This window comes from Novosphingobium sp. Sphag1I, from assembly GCF_056279125.1.
Map to the genome: position 1 here is coordinate 68595 of NZ_JBWBQS010000002.1, position 15591 is coordinate 84185.

A 15591-nucleotide genomic window follows, 5' to 3' on the forward strand; every position below is an offset into this window, starting at 1 on the left:
CACGATTAAGGATTTCTATGTTTTATTACCTATCCATTTCAAAATCTATTAACACTATTTCCGCTCACTCCATTCATTTACACACGATTTAAATCCATAAATTCTCTACCCAATAGCATAGCCAGTGAATTTTGTCGCTGCGCCGCCCCCGCCGCCACAACGCGCCGCGCCATAGATGTGGTACAATGAGCTTGCCGGCATATAATCAACCAATGGCATTCCCGCACAGTCAAGATGGTCAAACCATCCACCATTCAGCCGCGCAGGTAAGAATTGTGTTATAAGGGATGCGGTCAAAAATGGTAAATATTGCCTCGCCTGTTCGGGCCACAGGTGACCGTAATCCTTCAAAAGCCGAATAGCCTCGGTTTGCGGCCATATCCGAACCGAGCGTTCCATCATTTCACCCTTGGTCGATACAGCGTCACAAATGGCGCCCCCGCCATGCATCAGAGGCTTTAACCCCTGTTCGCCAAGGCGGATGGCGGCGTCCAAAACAGCAGGCCGCGAATTCGAATCCGGCGATAACCGCATGAATTCCAGCAATAGCCAGGCCCATTCCAGTTGATGCCCCGGTTCCACCCGGATTTTGCCATGATGGGCCACAGGTGACCAACGCGTCGTAAACACTTCCGCAATCGTGCCGGTCGCGTGGTCAATCATCCTTGCCATGGCAAGGTCCACAATGGCGTGGGCAAAATTCCAAAAGACCGTCTCGCCCGACACTTCGAACAGGGCCAAACAGGCCTCTAACATGTGCATGCGCGGGTTTTGCTCTTTCCCGCCCAGAGCGTTTCGGGATTGCCCCAATATTTCGCCGGACCTGTCCGAAAACAAGAATTCGACATCGGACAAAGTCTGATGAGCGGAGCGGATATAATGCGGATCGCCCGTCGCAGAAAAGACCCCGGCATACGCGAAAAGTACGAAAGCATGAGCATAGAGATCGCGCGCAGAATTGGCAGGCTTTTCGTCGGGGCCAATCGAAAAGACCCATCCCGCCTGTCCATCCTGACGATAATAAAGCCAGCGGAGCCGATCCAAACATTCGATGGCCTGCGACGCATCGAGATTGATGCCGTCCGCCGCTGCGCGGCAAAAGGTTGCCACCTGCCGCATTTGCACCATTAACCGTCGCTGGGTTACGGTGGCGGGCGTCCCATCGAAATTAAGTCGTTCAAAATAGAGGCCGGATTTCCGATCAAACCCCTCTTGCGACCACAGCGGCAAAGCCATGGCAGACAACCACTGCGCCAATTGCGCCTGCCCTCCGACATCGTCGGACAGGATGACGTCATGGATCAAGAAAACACTCTTTCCGCGCCAGAGGAAGGCGCCGCATCGACCCGCATCTTTTCGCAAATCCGGCTGGTGGAATAGCCTTGGTTAAGGTCGGCCAGAACGACTTTCCCACCATTGTCACGGACAAATGCCCCGCCGACAACCTGATCCAGCCGATAGTCGGCCCCTTTGACCAGAACATCGGGGCGCAATGTCATGATGGTTTCCAGCGGCGTATCTTCGTCAAACAACAGCACGATATCGACCATGCGCAAGGCAGCGATAATCGAGGCACGATCCTGCTCTGACTGGATGGGACGCATCGGGCCTTTCAGGCGCCGGACCGAAGCATCGGAATTCAGGGCGACAACCAACCGATCCCCCTGCGCCGCCGCCGCTTTCAGCAAGGCCAGGTGGCCGGGGTGCAGCAGATCAAAGCAGCCATTGGTAAAGACGATGCTCTCACCCCGATTGCGCCAGACATCGCAGGTGCGCCTTGCCTCATCCAGCGTCATGGCATCGCCCTGATGCAGGGTGCTGTCCAGACAAGCGCGGTTTAACTCATGCGCGGAAACAAAGGCCGTGCCCAACTTGCTGACCACGATGGCCGCCGCGTGACCGGCCAGGGCCATGGCCGTTTCCATGTCGCAACCCGCCGACAAGGCGCCCGCGACCGCGGCCACAACGGTATCGCCCGCGCCCGACACGTCAAACACTTCTACGGCGCGCCCGCGGGCATGGACCACCCCCCCCTCTTTGCGCCAAAGGGACATGCCCTGTTCCGACCGGGTCACCAGAACATCTCCGCCAAATCGGCCGGACGCCATGGCGGCGGCGATTTCGATCTGTTCGTCGCTGCGTGCGGGAAGTCCTGTCGCGATTTCCAGTTCGGATCGGTTGGGCGTCACCAAACTGGCCCCGCGATAGGCGGAAAAATCGGCCCGTTTGGGATCAACAATGACAGGTAAACCGTGGGAACGCGCCATATCGATGACCGCGCCGACAACCCGGTCGCTCAAAACCCCCTTTGCGTAATCGGAACAAACGACAACATCGGCTTGGGCGATTGCCCGGCGTGCTGCTTGGATCAGTTGATCTTCAATTTGCGGGTCAATCGGATGACACAGTTCATCATCGATGCGCACGATCTGCTGCTGCCCGCTCATCACGCGGGTTTTTGTGGTCGTGGGTCGATCCCCTGTGGCCATCAAGCCATCCAGGCCTATCCGGCGCCACCCTCGCAATTGTTCGGTCAAATCCGCTGCCGCCTGATCAACGCCGACCAGACCCACCAGTTCAACCCTGCACCCCAAAGCCGCCGCGTTGACGGCCACATTCGCCGCGCCTCCGGGCACCTTTTGCTCTCCTGAACGACGCAACACAGGTACGGGCGCTTCGGGCGAAATCCGTTCGACATGGCCAAAAAGATGGCGGTCCAGCATCACATCACCGATAATGGCGACACAACCCCAAGAGAGATTTTCGATCACGCTCTGCCCGCCTTATACCTTGGCCGCCAGCGGCAGGGTTTGGACAAAATCCAGCAAATTTCCGCCTTTGAACATGAAACCGGGAACACCGGCGGCCCGTGCCGCGCCCAGATCGCTTGGCTTGTCGCCGATCAGAAACGACCCTTCTGCGCGCAATCCCAATTCCTTGATGGCACGTTCAATCATCCCCGCCCCCGGCTTTCGGTCACGGTGATCGGCGCGATAGGTTTCAACGTTTGCGTCGGGGTGAAAGGGGCAATAGTAGAAAGCCGACAAGCTAGCGCCCTGCGCGGCAAAGGCTTTCTGCATGTCCAAATGGAATTGATGGACGTCGGCTTCTGAAAAATAGCCGCGGCCGACGCCCGATTGGTTGGTCACAACAACGCAGGTAAATCCTTGGCGGTTCAACCATGACACCGCCTCTATGGCGCCGTCGATCAGCCGCGTATCGGACAGGCGGCGAGGATAGCCGGTATCCTCATTAAGCACACCATCCCGATCAAGAAAGGCGGCCGCACAATATCTGTCGCTCAAGCCCAAGAGGGCCTCCATGCCTGCTTTGCGTCCTTTGCGCAGGCACAATCTTAACCGGAATGAAACCAAACTATTCTTACTGCTGGACCAGGTACTATGCCTTATTGCCGAACTTAACTTCGGATCAGGCCCAATTTCATATCCGCCGTGAACACATCTGACGGGCCTTGACCGCGATTTACCCTATCGAGTTATAAATGGCGGGGGCACCCTCCGCCCATTTACGCCTTACTTCACAAATTTGATGTCTGAGGCCTGATCAATCGAGAGCGTCTGCACCTCCTCCCGGACCATGCCGCTGGGCACGTCGCGACGGAACACTTTGACCCCGTGGCTGCGTTGATTGGCAATCAGGACAAACCGCCCATCGGGGGAGAAAGCAAATTCACGCGGTTCCTGCCCTTCGACCGAACGCCGGTCGACAAGGCGCAATGTGCCATCCGCCGCCGAAATGGCATAGCTGAGCAAATGGTTGTCGGTGCCTCGGTTGGTAACCGACAGGAAACGGCCATCGGGGGAAATATGCAACGCCGCCGCGCTCACCTTGCCCGCGAACCCTGCCGGGGCCAGCGTCACCGTCTGGCGCAGCGTCAGATGCCCTTCGGCATGATCGAACACCGCAACCTGTCCGGTCATTTCCAGCGTCAGATAAGCATGGCGACCATCCGCCGAAAAGAGCAGATGGCGCGGCCCCGATCCGGCGGGCAATGCCGTGAACGGCTGATCCTTGATCGCGGAGAGCGGCAATTCTGGGCGCGCGGGATCATAGCGATAGGCATAGACCCGATCCCCGCCCAGATCCTGCACAAAGACAAAGCGGCCATCGGGCGATGAGATAACCGAATGGACATGCGGCGACAATTGCCGGTCGGTATTGGCCAGACTGGCGCGATAGGTCTTGATCTGGGTCGCGGGCGCCAAGGCCCCATCCTTACCCACAGGCAGCACAGCCAGAGTACCGCCCGGATCGACCGACACCCCATAATTGGCCACAAAAAGATAGCGCCCATCTTTGCTCAAACTGGCATGGGTGGGTTCGGCGCCCAGCGAGCTGACGCTGTTGATAAAGGTCATCCGACCGCTGGCCGGATCAAGGCGATAGGCCGAAGCGCGCCCGACCGGGTCGCGCTGCCCCTCGCCATTTTCATTGGGCGCGTAAAGCCAGTGGCGGTCGGGCGAGAGCGCCAGCCAAGAAGGGTTTTCCGCCGCCATCACCTGCACCGGTTGCGGATCGATATGCCCGGTCTGATCGTCGAAGTGATAGAGATAGATCCCCTTGCTATTCCCGCCGGTATAGGTGCCGACGAGCAAGGGAACAGTTGAGGCCATGGCCGAAGTCGCCCCAAACCCAAGGGCAAGAGAACCAAGCAAAATTTTGAAATCCACCACACAGGCCTCATTCAGCAGTTATGCGACAAGTGACCGCTGCTATCCAACGCGTCAAGGGGCGATGGCGGTGAAAACTCCTATGGCAATGTTAGCGCAATCAACGCATGATGCACCCAACACATAAAGGAGGAGCCAGAATGCGCGTAAAGACAATGGCCAAGCTGATGATTGCAACGCTTGCCGCCGGGCTGGCCATGCCCGCCATGGCCGCCGATGTGGCGGGCAAAGTGGTGGATTGCCCGCTGGCCAAGGCGCCCTTTTCCATCGACAGCCCGCTGATCGACATTCTCAACAGTCCGTCCGCCAAAGCCGCGGCGAGCGAGGAATTGGGTGACGCCTTTACCAAACTCAACCCCTTTCTGACCGGAACGCAGGCGCCGACATTCAGCGTGATCGTGACGTTGCGCAGCGTCTATGCCATGAACAAGGCCGATCCGGCGGCGCTGGCCAAACTGGACGCAAGGCTTCGCCAATTGGCCGTGACGCCCGCCGATGAAATCGCCCGATGCGCCCGTTATGACAATGATCCCGCCGACCCACGCCCCATGGGCAAGGGTCTGCATGTGCTGATCTTTGAAAAGATCAACGGCTTCCTTGATAAGGAATCGGTGGCAACCGCGCGTAACGCCCTGCAAAGTCTGGCAAAGGATAATGGCTGGTCGATGCAGGTCACCGACAGGGGCGGCGCGATCCGCCCGGATGTGCTGCGCCGCTATGACCTGGTCATCTGGAACAATATCAGCGGCGACGCCCTGACCCTGACCCAGCGCAAGGCGTTGAAGGATTGGATCGAACAGGGCGGCGGCTTTGTCGGCATCCATGGCGCGGCGGGCGACCCTGCGACGTTCTGGGACTGGTACACCGACACGCTGGTGGGCGCACGCTTTCTGGGCCACCCATCAAGCCCGCAGTTCCAATCGGCCAAATTGCGCGTCGAACCCGGCAAGGATCCTGTGACCAAAGGCATACCGACAGAATTCGGCATGACCGACGAATGGTATTCTTTCCGCGCCAACCCGCGCAGGGACGGTGTACGCGTCCTGCTGACCCTGGATGAAAACACCTATAGCCCGCCCAAAAACCTGATGATGGGGGCGGATCATCCCATTGCGTGGAAACAATGCATCGGGCGCGGGCGGTCGTTTTATTCCGCCATCGGCCATGTCCCCGCCACGTTCACCGATCCAAATTACCGCCGCTTCCTGACACAGGCCATTCAATGGGCAGGCAGGCCCGATCCCGCCTGCGCAAAACCCGGCAAATAAGAAGCGGATTTTAGAAATTGCCCCGCGCCGCAAGTGCGAAAACCCATGGCGCGGGGCATATTCCCAAATTACCGCTGTATAGTCCCGGCGATTTTCAAATCACGCAGCGAAGAGGATGAACCAACCCAAACGGTATATTGCCCCTTGGGCATGATCCACGCATGGGCCTTTTCATTCCACACGCTCATGGGATGGTGGTTCGCCTTGGGATCAATCGCGACGGAAACCTTGCGCGTTTCGCCCGGCGCCAGTTCCACGCGCGCAAAGCCCACCAATCGCCGCGGCGGCTGTTTTGCGCCGACCTGATTGGCCGAAGCGGGCAACGTCAGATAGGTTTGCACCACCTGTGCGCCCTGACGCTTGCCGGTATTGGTGACGCTAATGGTGGCGCGCCATTGACCCGATGCGGCATCCTTGCTCAAAACCGGCTTGCCCATGGCAAAACTGGTATAGGACAGCCCATGTCCGAACGGGAATGCGACGCAGCCATTTGCCCCCTTCACCACAGGACAACGACCGCCCGCATTCGCATCATACCAACGATAGCCGATGGCCAGTTGCTCGCTATAAGTCACGGTCTGCAATTTGCCATCGGGGGACACTGTGCCGGGGAACTGGCTGGCGGTCACGGAATCGAGGAAGCCTTTGCCTTCAAACGGCACCGTCACCGGCAATTTGCCCGAAGGGTTGATCCGGCCAAACAAGGCGTCGGCAACGATATTGCCGTCTTCCTGCCCTGGGAACCACGCCTCAAGGATAGCCGGCCCCTTTGCCCCGACGAGCGAAGCGGGCAAGGCAACGCCCGCATTGTCTTTGAGCACCAACACCGATTTGGCCGCCATTGTCCGCCCGCTGCTCGATGGCGCGGACATCAGCTTTTCGATCATCGCGACCGTGCCGCTGTTGCGCGCCTGATTGTCGCCCGATGCAGTCGTGATCGTGTTCGAACGGCCCGTGTACCAATCAAGCCCGCTGCCCAAGGATGCCGGGGCGGCCAGTTGCTTGCCGGTTTTATCCGTGAACGTGGCGCGGTCGGCGCCCTCCTCGGAAATGGTGCCGGCCATCATGACCACTGCATCGACTCTTCCCGCCTCGGCCAGTGCCTCGGCAAAATCGACGGGCTTGCCATCGATCGTGGCATGGGCATTGGCGTCATCGATCAGGATCAGTTTCACCACCGCCTGACCATTGCCCAAATCACGAAGCGCGCTGCGCAGCCCTTCAATGGGCGAAACCGTGTAATTGGGCACGACGTCGGAACTGCCGCCGCCTGCCCCCATCGGCTCGCCCACCACCGCGCCGCCCGCCACTGCTTGCTGAGCATAGACCTGACTGGCCTTACCAATAAGGGCGATGCTGCGTAGATCATGACGCAGTGGAAGCGCGCCATTGTTCTGAAGCAGTACCGTTGCGCGCCCGCCGATCTCGCGCGCCTTGCGTCCACCGACGGCAAAGTCGATCGGCTGGCGCGCCAGTTTGCGGTCAAAAATGCCCAGCTTGAAGGCCTGCGTATAACGTCGCTCCAACGCTTCATCGATCCGGGCCAGCGTCAGATCGCCACGATCCAGCCCGGCCTTGATCTTGGCGGGCGCCCAATGCAGCGGCAAAGGCATTTCATGATCGGTGCCATTGTTGAGCGTGGCCGCCGTCGTTTTCATTGCGAAAAAATCAGATTGAACATAGCCGGTAAAGCCCCAGTCACGGCGCAAAACGTCATTCAGCATTTCCTTGTTTTCACAGGATGATTGGCCATTGACGTAATTATAGGCGCACATGACCGCGGCAACTTTGCCATCCTTGACCGCCATTTCGAATGGCAGGAGATAGAGTTCGCGCAAGGTTTGGCGGTCGACATTTTCCTGAATCGTTTGCCGATTGGTTTCCTGTTCATTGGCCGCAAAATGTTTGACCATGGCAATCAGGCCCCGCGACTGAATCGACCTGGTTTCGGCCACCGCCATCGCGCCGCTCAAATAGGGGTCTTCGCCGAAATATTCCATGTTGCGGCCAAGGATCGGCAAACGCGCCAGATTGACCCCCGGCGCTTCGAATACATGCAATCCCAGATCGCGCATTTCCGTGGCGATCACTTCGCCATACATGCCCGCGACCGCCGGATCGAACGAAGCCGCCGCGCCAACTGCCGATGGCAAAGCCGTGGCTTTGGCCGAACTGGGATGTGAATAGGCGGCGGAAATGTCGCCAAAACCGGGCAGCTTCAACAAGGTCTTGGCGGCCTCATGCGACACGCAATCATTCTGTCCCAAGCCCACCGGGCCGTTTGTCACCCGAAAGGTCGGGATATTCAATTCCGCAATCCCGCTGACATGGCGCCCACCGAAACACTCCGGCAAATCTGGCAAAGTCTCTGGCTTTGCACCCGTCAATTGCTGCAATTTCTGTTCCAGCGTCATGGCCGAAATCAGCAATTTGGCGCGTCGATTGGCAATCGCTTCACGCGCGGCGTCATTGGATGCCGTTTGCTGCTGCGCCACGATGGGCGCGGCCATCCATGGATTGGCCGCCACTTCACCAGCCAATGCCAAAGAAGATGATGTCAATGCGGCCATGCCCACGCCGCAAGCGGCCACGCGCTTCCAATTCCTTGCCATGCCTGTCCACTCCCAATGATTGTTATGTTGAGATGGGCAATATTGGTAGGGCCAATAATTCTAAAAAGCCAGATCAATTTTTATAAAAGGTCAGCGCCAACGTTACAGCCCCCATGCGCCCAGATCCGGGCCGACCGGCACGATGCCATTGGGGTTGAACGAGCGGATCGAACGATAGCCTTGCTTGATATGATCGATATTGACCGTGCCGCGCACGCCGGGAATGTCCAGAAGCCGCCCGACATAGGCATTCAATTCGCGATATTCGGCCAAACGCTGGCGATTACACTTGAACAATCCGTGATAGTCCGCATCAAACCGGACCAGCGTGACAAACAAGCGAGTGTCGGACAATGCCACCCTTTTCATCGGTGGCCTGCACCGGCTGCCAATTGGCGCTCCAATTGCCTTCGACCAGCATCGGTTCAACCCGTCTCAGCGCGTCGCTTCGATGGTGACATCGACCCGGACATGGGCGGCAACCGCTTCGGTTCCCGCGAACTGCCCCTGCCCCACGCCAAAGGCGCGGCGGTCGATGGTCAGGCTGCCGCGCATCACGGCCAGCTTATCCTTGATCGCCAGTTGAAAGGGCAGCGCGACCGGGCGGCTGATGCCGCGAATGGTCAGATTGCCCTGCGCGATATAGCGATCCGGGCCGACCTTCTTGAACTGGCTGGATTTGAACTCTGCCTGCGGGAAGGCCTTGATGTTGAACCAGTCTGATGTGGGCAGCGACTGATCGCGCGAGGCCTCGCCGGTGAAAGCCGACCCGGTGTCGATCGTGGCCGCCACGGACGAACCGGGCAGATTGGCCGGATCGAACTGAATACGGGCGTCAAAGCGGCGGAAGGCGCCATTGATCGCCTGACCATTCATCGAGGCCACGAAACCGAGGCGCGACTTGGCCTTGTTGAGCGCCCAGGACGGCGCAGGCGCCGCCAAGGCAGGGGTTGCGACCAGTGCCGCGAGAAGAAGGGCATAACGCATCGGGGGAAACTCCATAGATATTGGGTCAACGCGGCGTGGCCGACAGGAACGGCACCATCCGCCCCAAAACACCATCGCGATTGATAAATTGATGCTTGAGCGCGGCGGCCACATGCAGGCCGATCAAAGCCGCGCCGCCAAAGGCCAGCGCCACATGCGCGCCGGTCGACAGGCTACCTGCGACCTCCTTGGCCGGTCCGGCCAGATCATGCAGCGCGGCGATATGAGGCAAGGGGATCGTACGCCAGAGCAAGGTCGGAATGTTGAACGGGCTGACCGAAACCAGCGCCCAACCGGTCAAAGGCATGCCGATCATCATCGCATAGAAAAATGCATGGGTGGCATGGGCCGCGAAACGTTCAAACCCGCTCATCGTATCGGGCAAAGCCGGCGCGCGATGGGTCACGCGCCAACCCAGACGGGCAAGGCTCAAAGCCAGAACCGTCATGCCGATCGACTTGTGCAATTGAAACGCCTCAAACTGGTCCAGTCCGATGAGGCGCTTCATCCACCAGCCCAATGCAAGATTGGCCAGCAGGAACCCCGCCACCAACCAATGCAGAACCATGGCAACCGCCGAATAGCGCGGACTGGATTGGGTGGCGGCGCGCATATCAATTGGCCTTTTCAAAGGCGGCGGTGATCGAGATGGCCAATTCGTCGCCCACATAGGGGACATATTTGGTCACGGCGAATTCCGACCGCTTGATCGTACCCTTGGCGCTGAAGCCCACGGTATAGGCCTTGGTCATCGGGTTGACGCCCGATCCGCCCAGCGTCGCGTTCAATACCATCGGCTTGGTCACGCCATGCATCGTGATCGAACCGGTGATGCGGGCCGTGCGGGGGCCGGTCTGCTCCACCTTCTCCGACACAAAGCGGATCGTGGGATAGCGTGCGGCATCCAGCCAGTCGGCGCTTTTCAGCTCGCCGTCCAGCACTTCATTCGTGGTCGAAATGCGGTTCACCGGCAGCGATACGTCCAGCTTCGTCCCGGCCAGACCCTGCGCCGGATTGAGCACCAGCGTGCCGGTGGCATCGGGGATCACGCCAAAGAAATCGTTGAAGCCAAAGTGGTTGACCGAAAACTGGGCCAGCGTGTGATGTGATTCCACCTTATAGGTGCCCGCCTGTACCTGCGGCGCGGCCGGGGCCTGCGCATAGGCGGCATGGGGAACGACGGTGACGGCGGCGGCCAGAACGGCAACAAGAGAGATCAGTTTCATGGGGGAAGGCTCCGAGAAGAAGGAAACCGGCTGATGAGCCAGCCTGTTGCCCGCCTTTTACGCCCCTTACCCCAAGGTGATAATCTGCTATTTCCTTGAATGATCTTCAACCAACGGTTTCTAATCTATCGACTTTCCGCAATGCGTTCGGCCAAATCGAGCAAGTCCTGCTGCATCCGGCGCAAGGTAAAGGCCATGCCATAGACCCGGCCCATCGCATCAAAGGGGATTGAGCGCGCCTCATCCGATTGCTGCAACGAAACAAATGCCTGCTCAAACGCCTGCGCCGCATCGGGTTGCGAGGGATCGACAGGAACTTCGTTCAGCGCTTCGGCTGCATCCAGGGCCGATTGCGCATGGGCGCGCAGCATTGCCGCCACCGCCGGCCCCACAATGTGTTGCGCAGCAGCCGGAAAGGGCGTGGACAGGATCTGGCTGATCTGGGCAATCCCGTTGCGGATGCGCCATAATGTCCGGGGTATGCCATCGGACACGTCCTCCCGCACCAGTCCCATCGCCCTTTCACGCCGGGCATCGGTCAACATGCTATCGGTCGCGACCAGTGATTTGCGCAGCGCGATATTGCTCTCGGTCGTGGACAAGGCTTCGCCTTTTTCCAGCGCTTCGGCCTGCGCGACCAACAATTGGGCCATCGTGCCCAGAATGTCGCGAAAGCGCCCGATCATCGCACGGCGCGACCGCACCGGCAGGATGAACCGGCTGGCCAACACGCCGATGCCGCCGCCCAGTGTGATCTCGACAATCCGGTACACCACAAATTTTTCAACGGGAATGTCGGGCGTGCGCGTCAAAAGGACAATCGCCGCCGTCAAAGCACCACCCCGCAGACGCGGTTGACGCACCGCCGCATAGGTGAGCAAGCCCGATACCACAACCAACGAGGCCCCCACCGCCAGCGGCGTATGGGGCGTCGCCAAAACCACCGCCCCGCCCAGCACAGCCCCCGCAATCGTGGCCAGCAATCGATCAAACGCCGCCGCCGCCGTCGCCCCGATCGATCCCTGCATGATGATCAGAACCGTAAAGATCGCCCATTGCCCCTGCCGCAAGCCCAGCAGGCTGATCAGCAGATAGGTGGCCAGACAGGCCGCCATCACGCGAATGGCCTGCGCCAACGCCATGCGGTTGCGCAAAAAGGCAAAGGGGGTGGTGTCTGGCTCGGCGGGACTGACTTCGGGCATGATATGGATTCCTGCGGGCTGGAAAGCTTCTCTAGGCGTTCCGGATGCCGGTTGCGAGATGCGCTTTATCAAAATGACGGGGCAAAAATCGGCAACCCGATATCCCATTGACCAAATCTGCAATCCGCCGGAAACTGGCACCCGCCGGCAATCGGCCCGGTTGAGTGGCCGAAGCCTTGGGGAGATGCGATGATGCGCGAACTGGTCCTGTTGGTGGCGACACGTAAAGGCGGGTGGATCTATCACAGCGATGCGCAAAGACGCGAATGGCGCATCGACGGCCCCCATTTTCTGGGCCATATCATCCATCACATGGTCCTTGATCCGCGCGATGGACAAACCTTGCTGGTCGCGGCCAAAACCGGGCATCTTGGCCCTACGATCTTTCGGTCCTGCGACATGGGGAAAAGCTGGAGCGAAGCGACACGCCCACCTGCCTTTCCCAAGGCCGCAATCGGCGAGGAGCCGCGTTCGGTCGACCACACCTTCTGGCTGACCCCAGGCCATGTCAGCGAGCCGGGCGTCTGGTACGCGGGCACATCCCCACAGGCCCTGTTCCGCAGCGAGGACGGCGGCCAGACGTGGGACGGTGTTTCGGGTTTTAACGACCACCCCGATTATCGCAGCCGTTCGGGCGGCGCACAGGATGGCACGCCCGATGGGGCAAAGCTGCATTCGATCATCGTGGATCCGCGGGATCCGGCGCATCTCTATCTAGGCATGTCGGGCGGGGGCGTGCATGAAACGCGCGACCGGGGCGAGAGCTGGACGCCGTTGATCGACGGAATGGATGTTGTTACAGGTTTCGACGCAGGCCAGTGGGCGTTTCACGACCCCCATTGCCTGGCGCTGTGCCCGTCCAACCCCGACCGGATCTATCAACAAAACCATTGCGGCATCTATCGCATCGACCGCCCATCGCCAAAATGGCAAAGGATCGGCCGCGCCATGCCGGACGATATTGGCGACATCGGCTTTCCCATCACGGTTCACCCGCGCGATGATCAAACCGCATGGGTTTTCCCGATGGACGGCACCGATGTGTGGCCCCGCACCAGCCCTGCGGGCCGCCCCGCCGCCTATGTCACGCGTGATGGCGGCGATAGCTGGCACAGGCAAAGCTGCGGCATGCCACAGGACAATGCATGGTGGACCGTCTATCGTCAGGCCATGGCCCATGACACCTGTGACAGCGTCGGCGTCTATTTCGGCACATCCAGCGGCAGCCTATGGATGAGCGCCGACGAGGGTGAAAACTGGTCGATGATCGCCCAGCATTTGCCGCCGATTTATGCGGTGGAAGTCGCGGCGCGGGATTAACCGATGCAGGTCATGATCCCCAGCGTTTTGCAATCCTATACCGGCGCGGCGCAGGTGGAGGTGGAGGCCAATAGTCTGGAGGCGCTTTTCGCGACCCTGGACGCGCTCTATCCCGGCCTGCGTTTTCGCGTGATCGATGAACAGGACCGTTTCCGCCGCCATATGCGCTGTTTCGTCAACGGAGTGCAGGAATTTGAACTGTCGCACCCCCTGTTGCCCCAAGACGATATTGTGATCGTACAGGCGTTGAGCGGCGGTTAAACCCGGCCAACGGGGTATCACCACTGCCGCGCGATCACGGGCAATCGTTCCGCCAAAAAATCTATCCACGCCCGCGTGCGCGCCGCCGGGCGCCGCGACGCATGGGTCAGAGCATAAATAGCGCCCAATTCCAGCAAAGGCACATCCACCGCAATCTCGGTCAATCGCCCCTCTGCAATCCATCGGCCGGTCATAAAGCGAGGCGCATAAACAATCCCCTGTCCGGCACAGGCCGCACGCACCAATGCTTCGCCATTGTTGGCGATGAAGGGGGCGTTAATCGGCACCCGAACCGCGCCATGGGGACCAAAGGCCCATTCGCGCACCCCGACCAAAGGCGCCAGCGTATAGCCCAGACAGTGATGCGCCGTCAGATCCGTCACCTTTTCCGGTGTGCCATGTACGGCCAGATAAGAAGGCGCAGCGCAAAGGGTGAATGTCTCAGCCACCAGTTTACGTGCAACCAGCGTGCTGTCGGCCAGACGCCCGATACGGATCGCCATGTCCCAACGCTCTTCCAACAGATCGACATAGCTGTCATTCAGGCCCAGTTCGATGGTCACCTTTGGATGGCGCGCATGGAATTCCGCGACAAGGCCGGAGAGATGCATAACACCAAAGGAAACCGGCGCGCTGACCCGCAAAAAACCCTCTATCGTCACCGAATGGGCCGAAACCTCGCTCTCCGCCTCGCTCAGATCGGCGATGATCCGTTCGGCGCGGTCCAGAAACTGTGCCCCCGCCTCGGTCAACGACAGGCGCCGCGTGGTGCGATGGACCAGCGTGGCGCCAAGGCGTTCTTCCAATTGCACCAGATGTTTGGCGGCCATCGCGCCCGACATCTTCATCTCGCGCGCCGCGGCCGACAGGCTGCCCCGACGGATGGCCTTTACAAAGACCTCTATGCCCGTCATCCGATCAGCCACGCGGCAGCGCCCCCGCCAACCGCGCCGCCGCGTCGCGCAGCCTTGGCCAATGCATCAACATCCCGACCGATACCGCAGCCAGACAACCGACCACCGTATCCTCGAACCGCGCCAGCGTGATCGCACCAGGTGAAACCGCAACGCCCGCCTGCGCCTGACCCAACAAAATGGCCAAGGGCGTGATGAAGATCGTGGCGAAACCATAATGGCGCACCACCGCCACCTCTATCACAAAGGTCAGCAGTCCCACCGCCGCCGTCAGGTGCCATGGGCTGGGCTCAAGACTGAGAATACCCCAAGCCAGCAGCACGCCCAGCCCCGTCCCCAAAATTCGGTGCGCCTGACGCGTCCACATCGAACGAAGACTGGCGGCCTGAATAACCGCAATCGCGCTGACCGGGGCCCAGAACGGCTTTTCCAAACCCAAGGCCAAAGCGCAGGCCAAGGCGATACCCGCGGCAAGACCGATCATGACCGGCTCGAACACCAATTGTTCAAACGGCGGCGTAGGCGCCGGTTTCGGCGCAATGGCAGGACGGATGGCCAGAATATAGAGGCTGTAGAAAAAACCCATCGCCGATGCGAACATAGCGCCCAGAAACAGGACCCCGACATGCTGGGCAATCCGTTCCCACGGCGTATGCGAAAACAGCCCGATGGCGCAGGCCATGACCGGAAACATCGCGGCAGGCGGCCCCTGATGCAGATAACGGCACCCCATGGAAACCAGCGTCCCGGTCACGATGATGACCGGCACCGGGGCAAAATGGATCTGCGCCGCGACAAGGCCCAGCGCGAAACAGGCCGTGATGGCGAAACTCATCGACATCAACGTCAACAATCGGCGCGGCATGGGCGCATTGGTCAGATAGACAAAGACCATCGTCCCCAAGGCCGCCATCAGTCCATAGGCAAATTCATCCAGCCAAAGGCCAAGTGCCACCGGCGCCGCCGAGGTCACCCCGGCGGCGAACGGCATTTGCCATGGGCGCGGACTGGGGTTGACGCGGGTCAGTTCCACCCATTCCCTGCGTGCGAAGGCCGATAGATGTTGCAAAAGGGACAATTGTGACATGCATGACAACTGCCCTGCGGGCG

General features: G+C 59.8%; 15 protein-coding genes. 3 read left to right on the forward strand and 12 right to left on the reverse strand.

Going from position 1 to position 15591, the window contains the following annotated elements; all coding sequences use genetic code 11:
- Window positions 1-105: 105 nt before the first annotated feature.
- From ACZ9HU_RS02395 to ACZ9HU_RS02410, 4 genes are all read right to left on the reverse strand, one after another.
- Window positions 106-1305 carry an AGE family epimerase/isomerase gene (locus ACZ9HU_RS02395; protein ID WP_476101917.1) on the reverse strand — a complete coding sequence of 400 codons (1200 nt, stop codon included), beginning with the start codon at window positions 1303-1305 and terminating at the stop codon, window positions 106-108.
- A complete protein-coding gene (gene rfaE1 / locus ACZ9HU_RS02400) occupies window positions 1302-2771 on the reverse strand; it encodes a D-glycero-beta-D-manno-heptose-7-phosphate kinase (protein WP_476101919.1) in 1470 nt (489 codons plus the stop codon). Before rfaE1 ends, ACZ9HU_RS02395 begins: the two co-directional genes overlap by 4 nt.
- A gap of 12 nt (window positions 2772-2783) precedes the next feature.
- The gene (locus ACZ9HU_RS02405; RefSeq protein ID WP_476101921.1) at window positions 2784-3305 is read right to left on the reverse strand and encodes a D-glycero-alpha-D-manno-heptose-1,7-bisphosphate 7-phosphatase; all 522 of its coding nucleotides are present in this window, start codon (window positions 3303-3305) and stop codon (window positions 2784-2786) included.
- A gap of 228 nt (window positions 3306-3533) precedes the next feature.
- Window positions 3534-4634 (reverse strand): lactonase family protein, encoded by a 1101-nt coding sequence (locus tag ACZ9HU_RS02410; protein ID WP_476101923.1) that lies wholly within the window; start codon window positions 4632-4634, stop codon window positions 3534-3536.
- A gap of 197 nt (window positions 4635-4831) precedes the next feature.
- On the opposite strand from ACZ9HU_RS02410, the gene ACZ9HU_RS02415 reads away from it, so the two are divergent.
- A complete protein-coding gene (locus ACZ9HU_RS02415; protein WP_476101925.1) occupies window positions 4832-5959 on the forward strand; it encodes a ThuA domain-containing protein in 1128 nt (375 codons plus the stop codon).
- A gap of 68 nt (window positions 5960-6027) precedes the next feature.
- Here ACZ9HU_RS02415 and ACZ9HU_RS02420 read toward each other — a convergent pair whose 3' ends face one another.
- From ACZ9HU_RS02420 to ACZ9HU_RS02445, 6 genes are all read right to left on the reverse strand, one after another.
- Entirely contained in the window at window positions 6028-8571 is a 2544-nt protein-coding gene (locus ACZ9HU_RS02420; protein ID WP_476101926.1) for a beta-glucosidase, read from the reverse strand.
- Between the two features lie 102 nt (window positions 8572-8673).
- Entirely contained in the window at window positions 8674-8925 is a 252-nt protein-coding gene (locus tag ACZ9HU_RS02425; RefSeq protein WP_476101929.1) for a hypothetical protein, read from the reverse strand.
- Between the two features lie 81 nt (window positions 8926-9006).
- Window positions 9007-9558, reverse strand: coding sequence for a YceI family protein (locus ACZ9HU_RS02430; RefSeq protein WP_476101931.1), 552 nt, complete (start codon window positions 9556-9558; stop codon window positions 9007-9009).
- A 25-nt stretch (window positions 9559-9583) separates the two neighbouring features.
- Entirely contained in the window at window positions 9584-10171 is a 588-nt protein-coding gene (locus ACZ9HU_RS02435; protein WP_476101933.1) for a cytochrome b, read from the reverse strand.
- A gap of 1 nt (window position 10172) precedes the next feature.
- Window positions 10173-10784 (reverse strand): YceI family protein, encoded by a 612-nt coding sequence (locus tag ACZ9HU_RS02440; protein ID WP_476101935.1) that lies wholly within the window; start codon window positions 10782-10784, stop codon window positions 10173-10175.
- A gap of 125 nt (window positions 10785-10909) precedes the next feature.
- Window positions 10910-11986: an FUSC family protein gene (locus tag ACZ9HU_RS02445; protein ID WP_476101937.1), complete on the reverse strand. Its 1077-nt coding sequence runs from the start codon at window positions 11984-11986 to the stop codon at window positions 10910-10912.
- 189 nt (window positions 11987-12175) lie between these two features.
- Here ACZ9HU_RS02445 and ACZ9HU_RS02450 point away from each other — a divergent pair, with 189 nt between their 5' ends.
- On the forward strand, window positions 12176-13306 hold the full coding sequence (locus ACZ9HU_RS02450; RefSeq protein WP_476101939.1) for a hypothetical protein: 1131 nt from the start codon (window positions 12176-12178) through the stop codon (window positions 13304-13306).
- 3 nt (window positions 13307-13309) lie between these two features.
- On the forward strand, window positions 13310-13567 hold the full coding sequence (locus ACZ9HU_RS02455; protein ID WP_476101941.1) for a MoaD/ThiS family protein: 258 nt from the start codon (window positions 13310-13312) through the stop codon (window positions 13565-13567).
- A 17-nt stretch (window positions 13568-13584) separates the two neighbouring features.
- Here ACZ9HU_RS02455 and ACZ9HU_RS02460 read toward each other — a convergent pair whose 3' ends face one another.
- Complete coding sequence (locus tag ACZ9HU_RS02460) at window positions 13585-14493, reverse strand: LysR family transcriptional regulator (protein ID WP_476101943.1); 909 nt, start codon at window positions 14491-14493, stop codon at window positions 13585-13587.
- On the reverse strand, window positions 14486-15568 hold the full coding sequence (locus ACZ9HU_RS02465) for an FUSC family protein (protein ID WP_476101945.1): 1083 nt from the start codon (window positions 15566-15568) through the stop codon (window positions 14486-14488). Before ACZ9HU_RS02465 ends, ACZ9HU_RS02460 begins: the two co-directional genes overlap by 8 nt.
- Window positions 15569-15591: the final 23 nt, after the last annotated feature.

What these genes read in the sequence shown, in the direction of transcription:
- ACZ9HU_RS02410 (WP_476101923.1), bottom strand. Translation starts at nt 4,634, where the DNA reads ATGGCCTCAACTGTTCCCTTGCTCGTCGGCACCTATACCGGCGGGAAT.
- ACZ9HU_RS02415 (WP_476101925.1), top strand. Translation starts at nt 4,832, where the DNA reads ATGCGCGTAAAGACAATGGCCAAGCTGATGATTGCAACGCTTGCCGCC.
- ACZ9HU_RS02420 (WP_476101926.1), bottom strand. Translation starts at nt 8,571, where the DNA reads ATGGCAAGGAATTGGAAGCGCGTGGCCGCTTGCGGCGTGGGCATGGCC.
- ACZ9HU_RS02430 (WP_476101931.1), bottom strand. Translation starts at nt 9,558, where the DNA reads ATGCGTTATGCCCTTCTTCTCGCGGCACTGGTCGCAACCCCTGCCTTG.
- ACZ9HU_RS02435 (WP_476101933.1), bottom strand. Translation starts at nt 10,171, where the DNA reads ATGCGCGCCGCCACCCAATCCAGTCCGCGCTATTCGGCGGTTGCCATG.
- ACZ9HU_RS02440 (WP_476101935.1), bottom strand. Translation starts at nt 10,784, where the DNA reads ATGAAACTGATCTCTCTTGTTGCCGTTCTGGCCGCCGCCGTCACCGTC.
- ACZ9HU_RS02445 (WP_476101937.1), bottom strand. Translation starts at nt 11,986, where the DNA reads ATGCCCGAAGTCAGTCCCGCCGAGCCAGACACCACCCCCTTTGCCTTT.
- ACZ9HU_RS02450 (WP_476101939.1), top strand. Translation starts at nt 12,176, where the DNA reads ATGATGCGCGAACTGGTCCTGTTGGTGGCGACACGTAAAGGCGGGTGG.
- ACZ9HU_RS02455 (WP_476101941.1), top strand. Translation starts at nt 13,310, where the DNA reads ATGCAGGTCATGATCCCCAGCGTTTTGCAATCCTATACCGGCGCGGCG.
- ACZ9HU_RS02465 (WP_476101945.1), bottom strand. Translation starts at nt 15,568, where the DNA reads ATGTCACAATTGTCCCTTTTGCAACATCTATCGGCCTTCGCACGCAGG.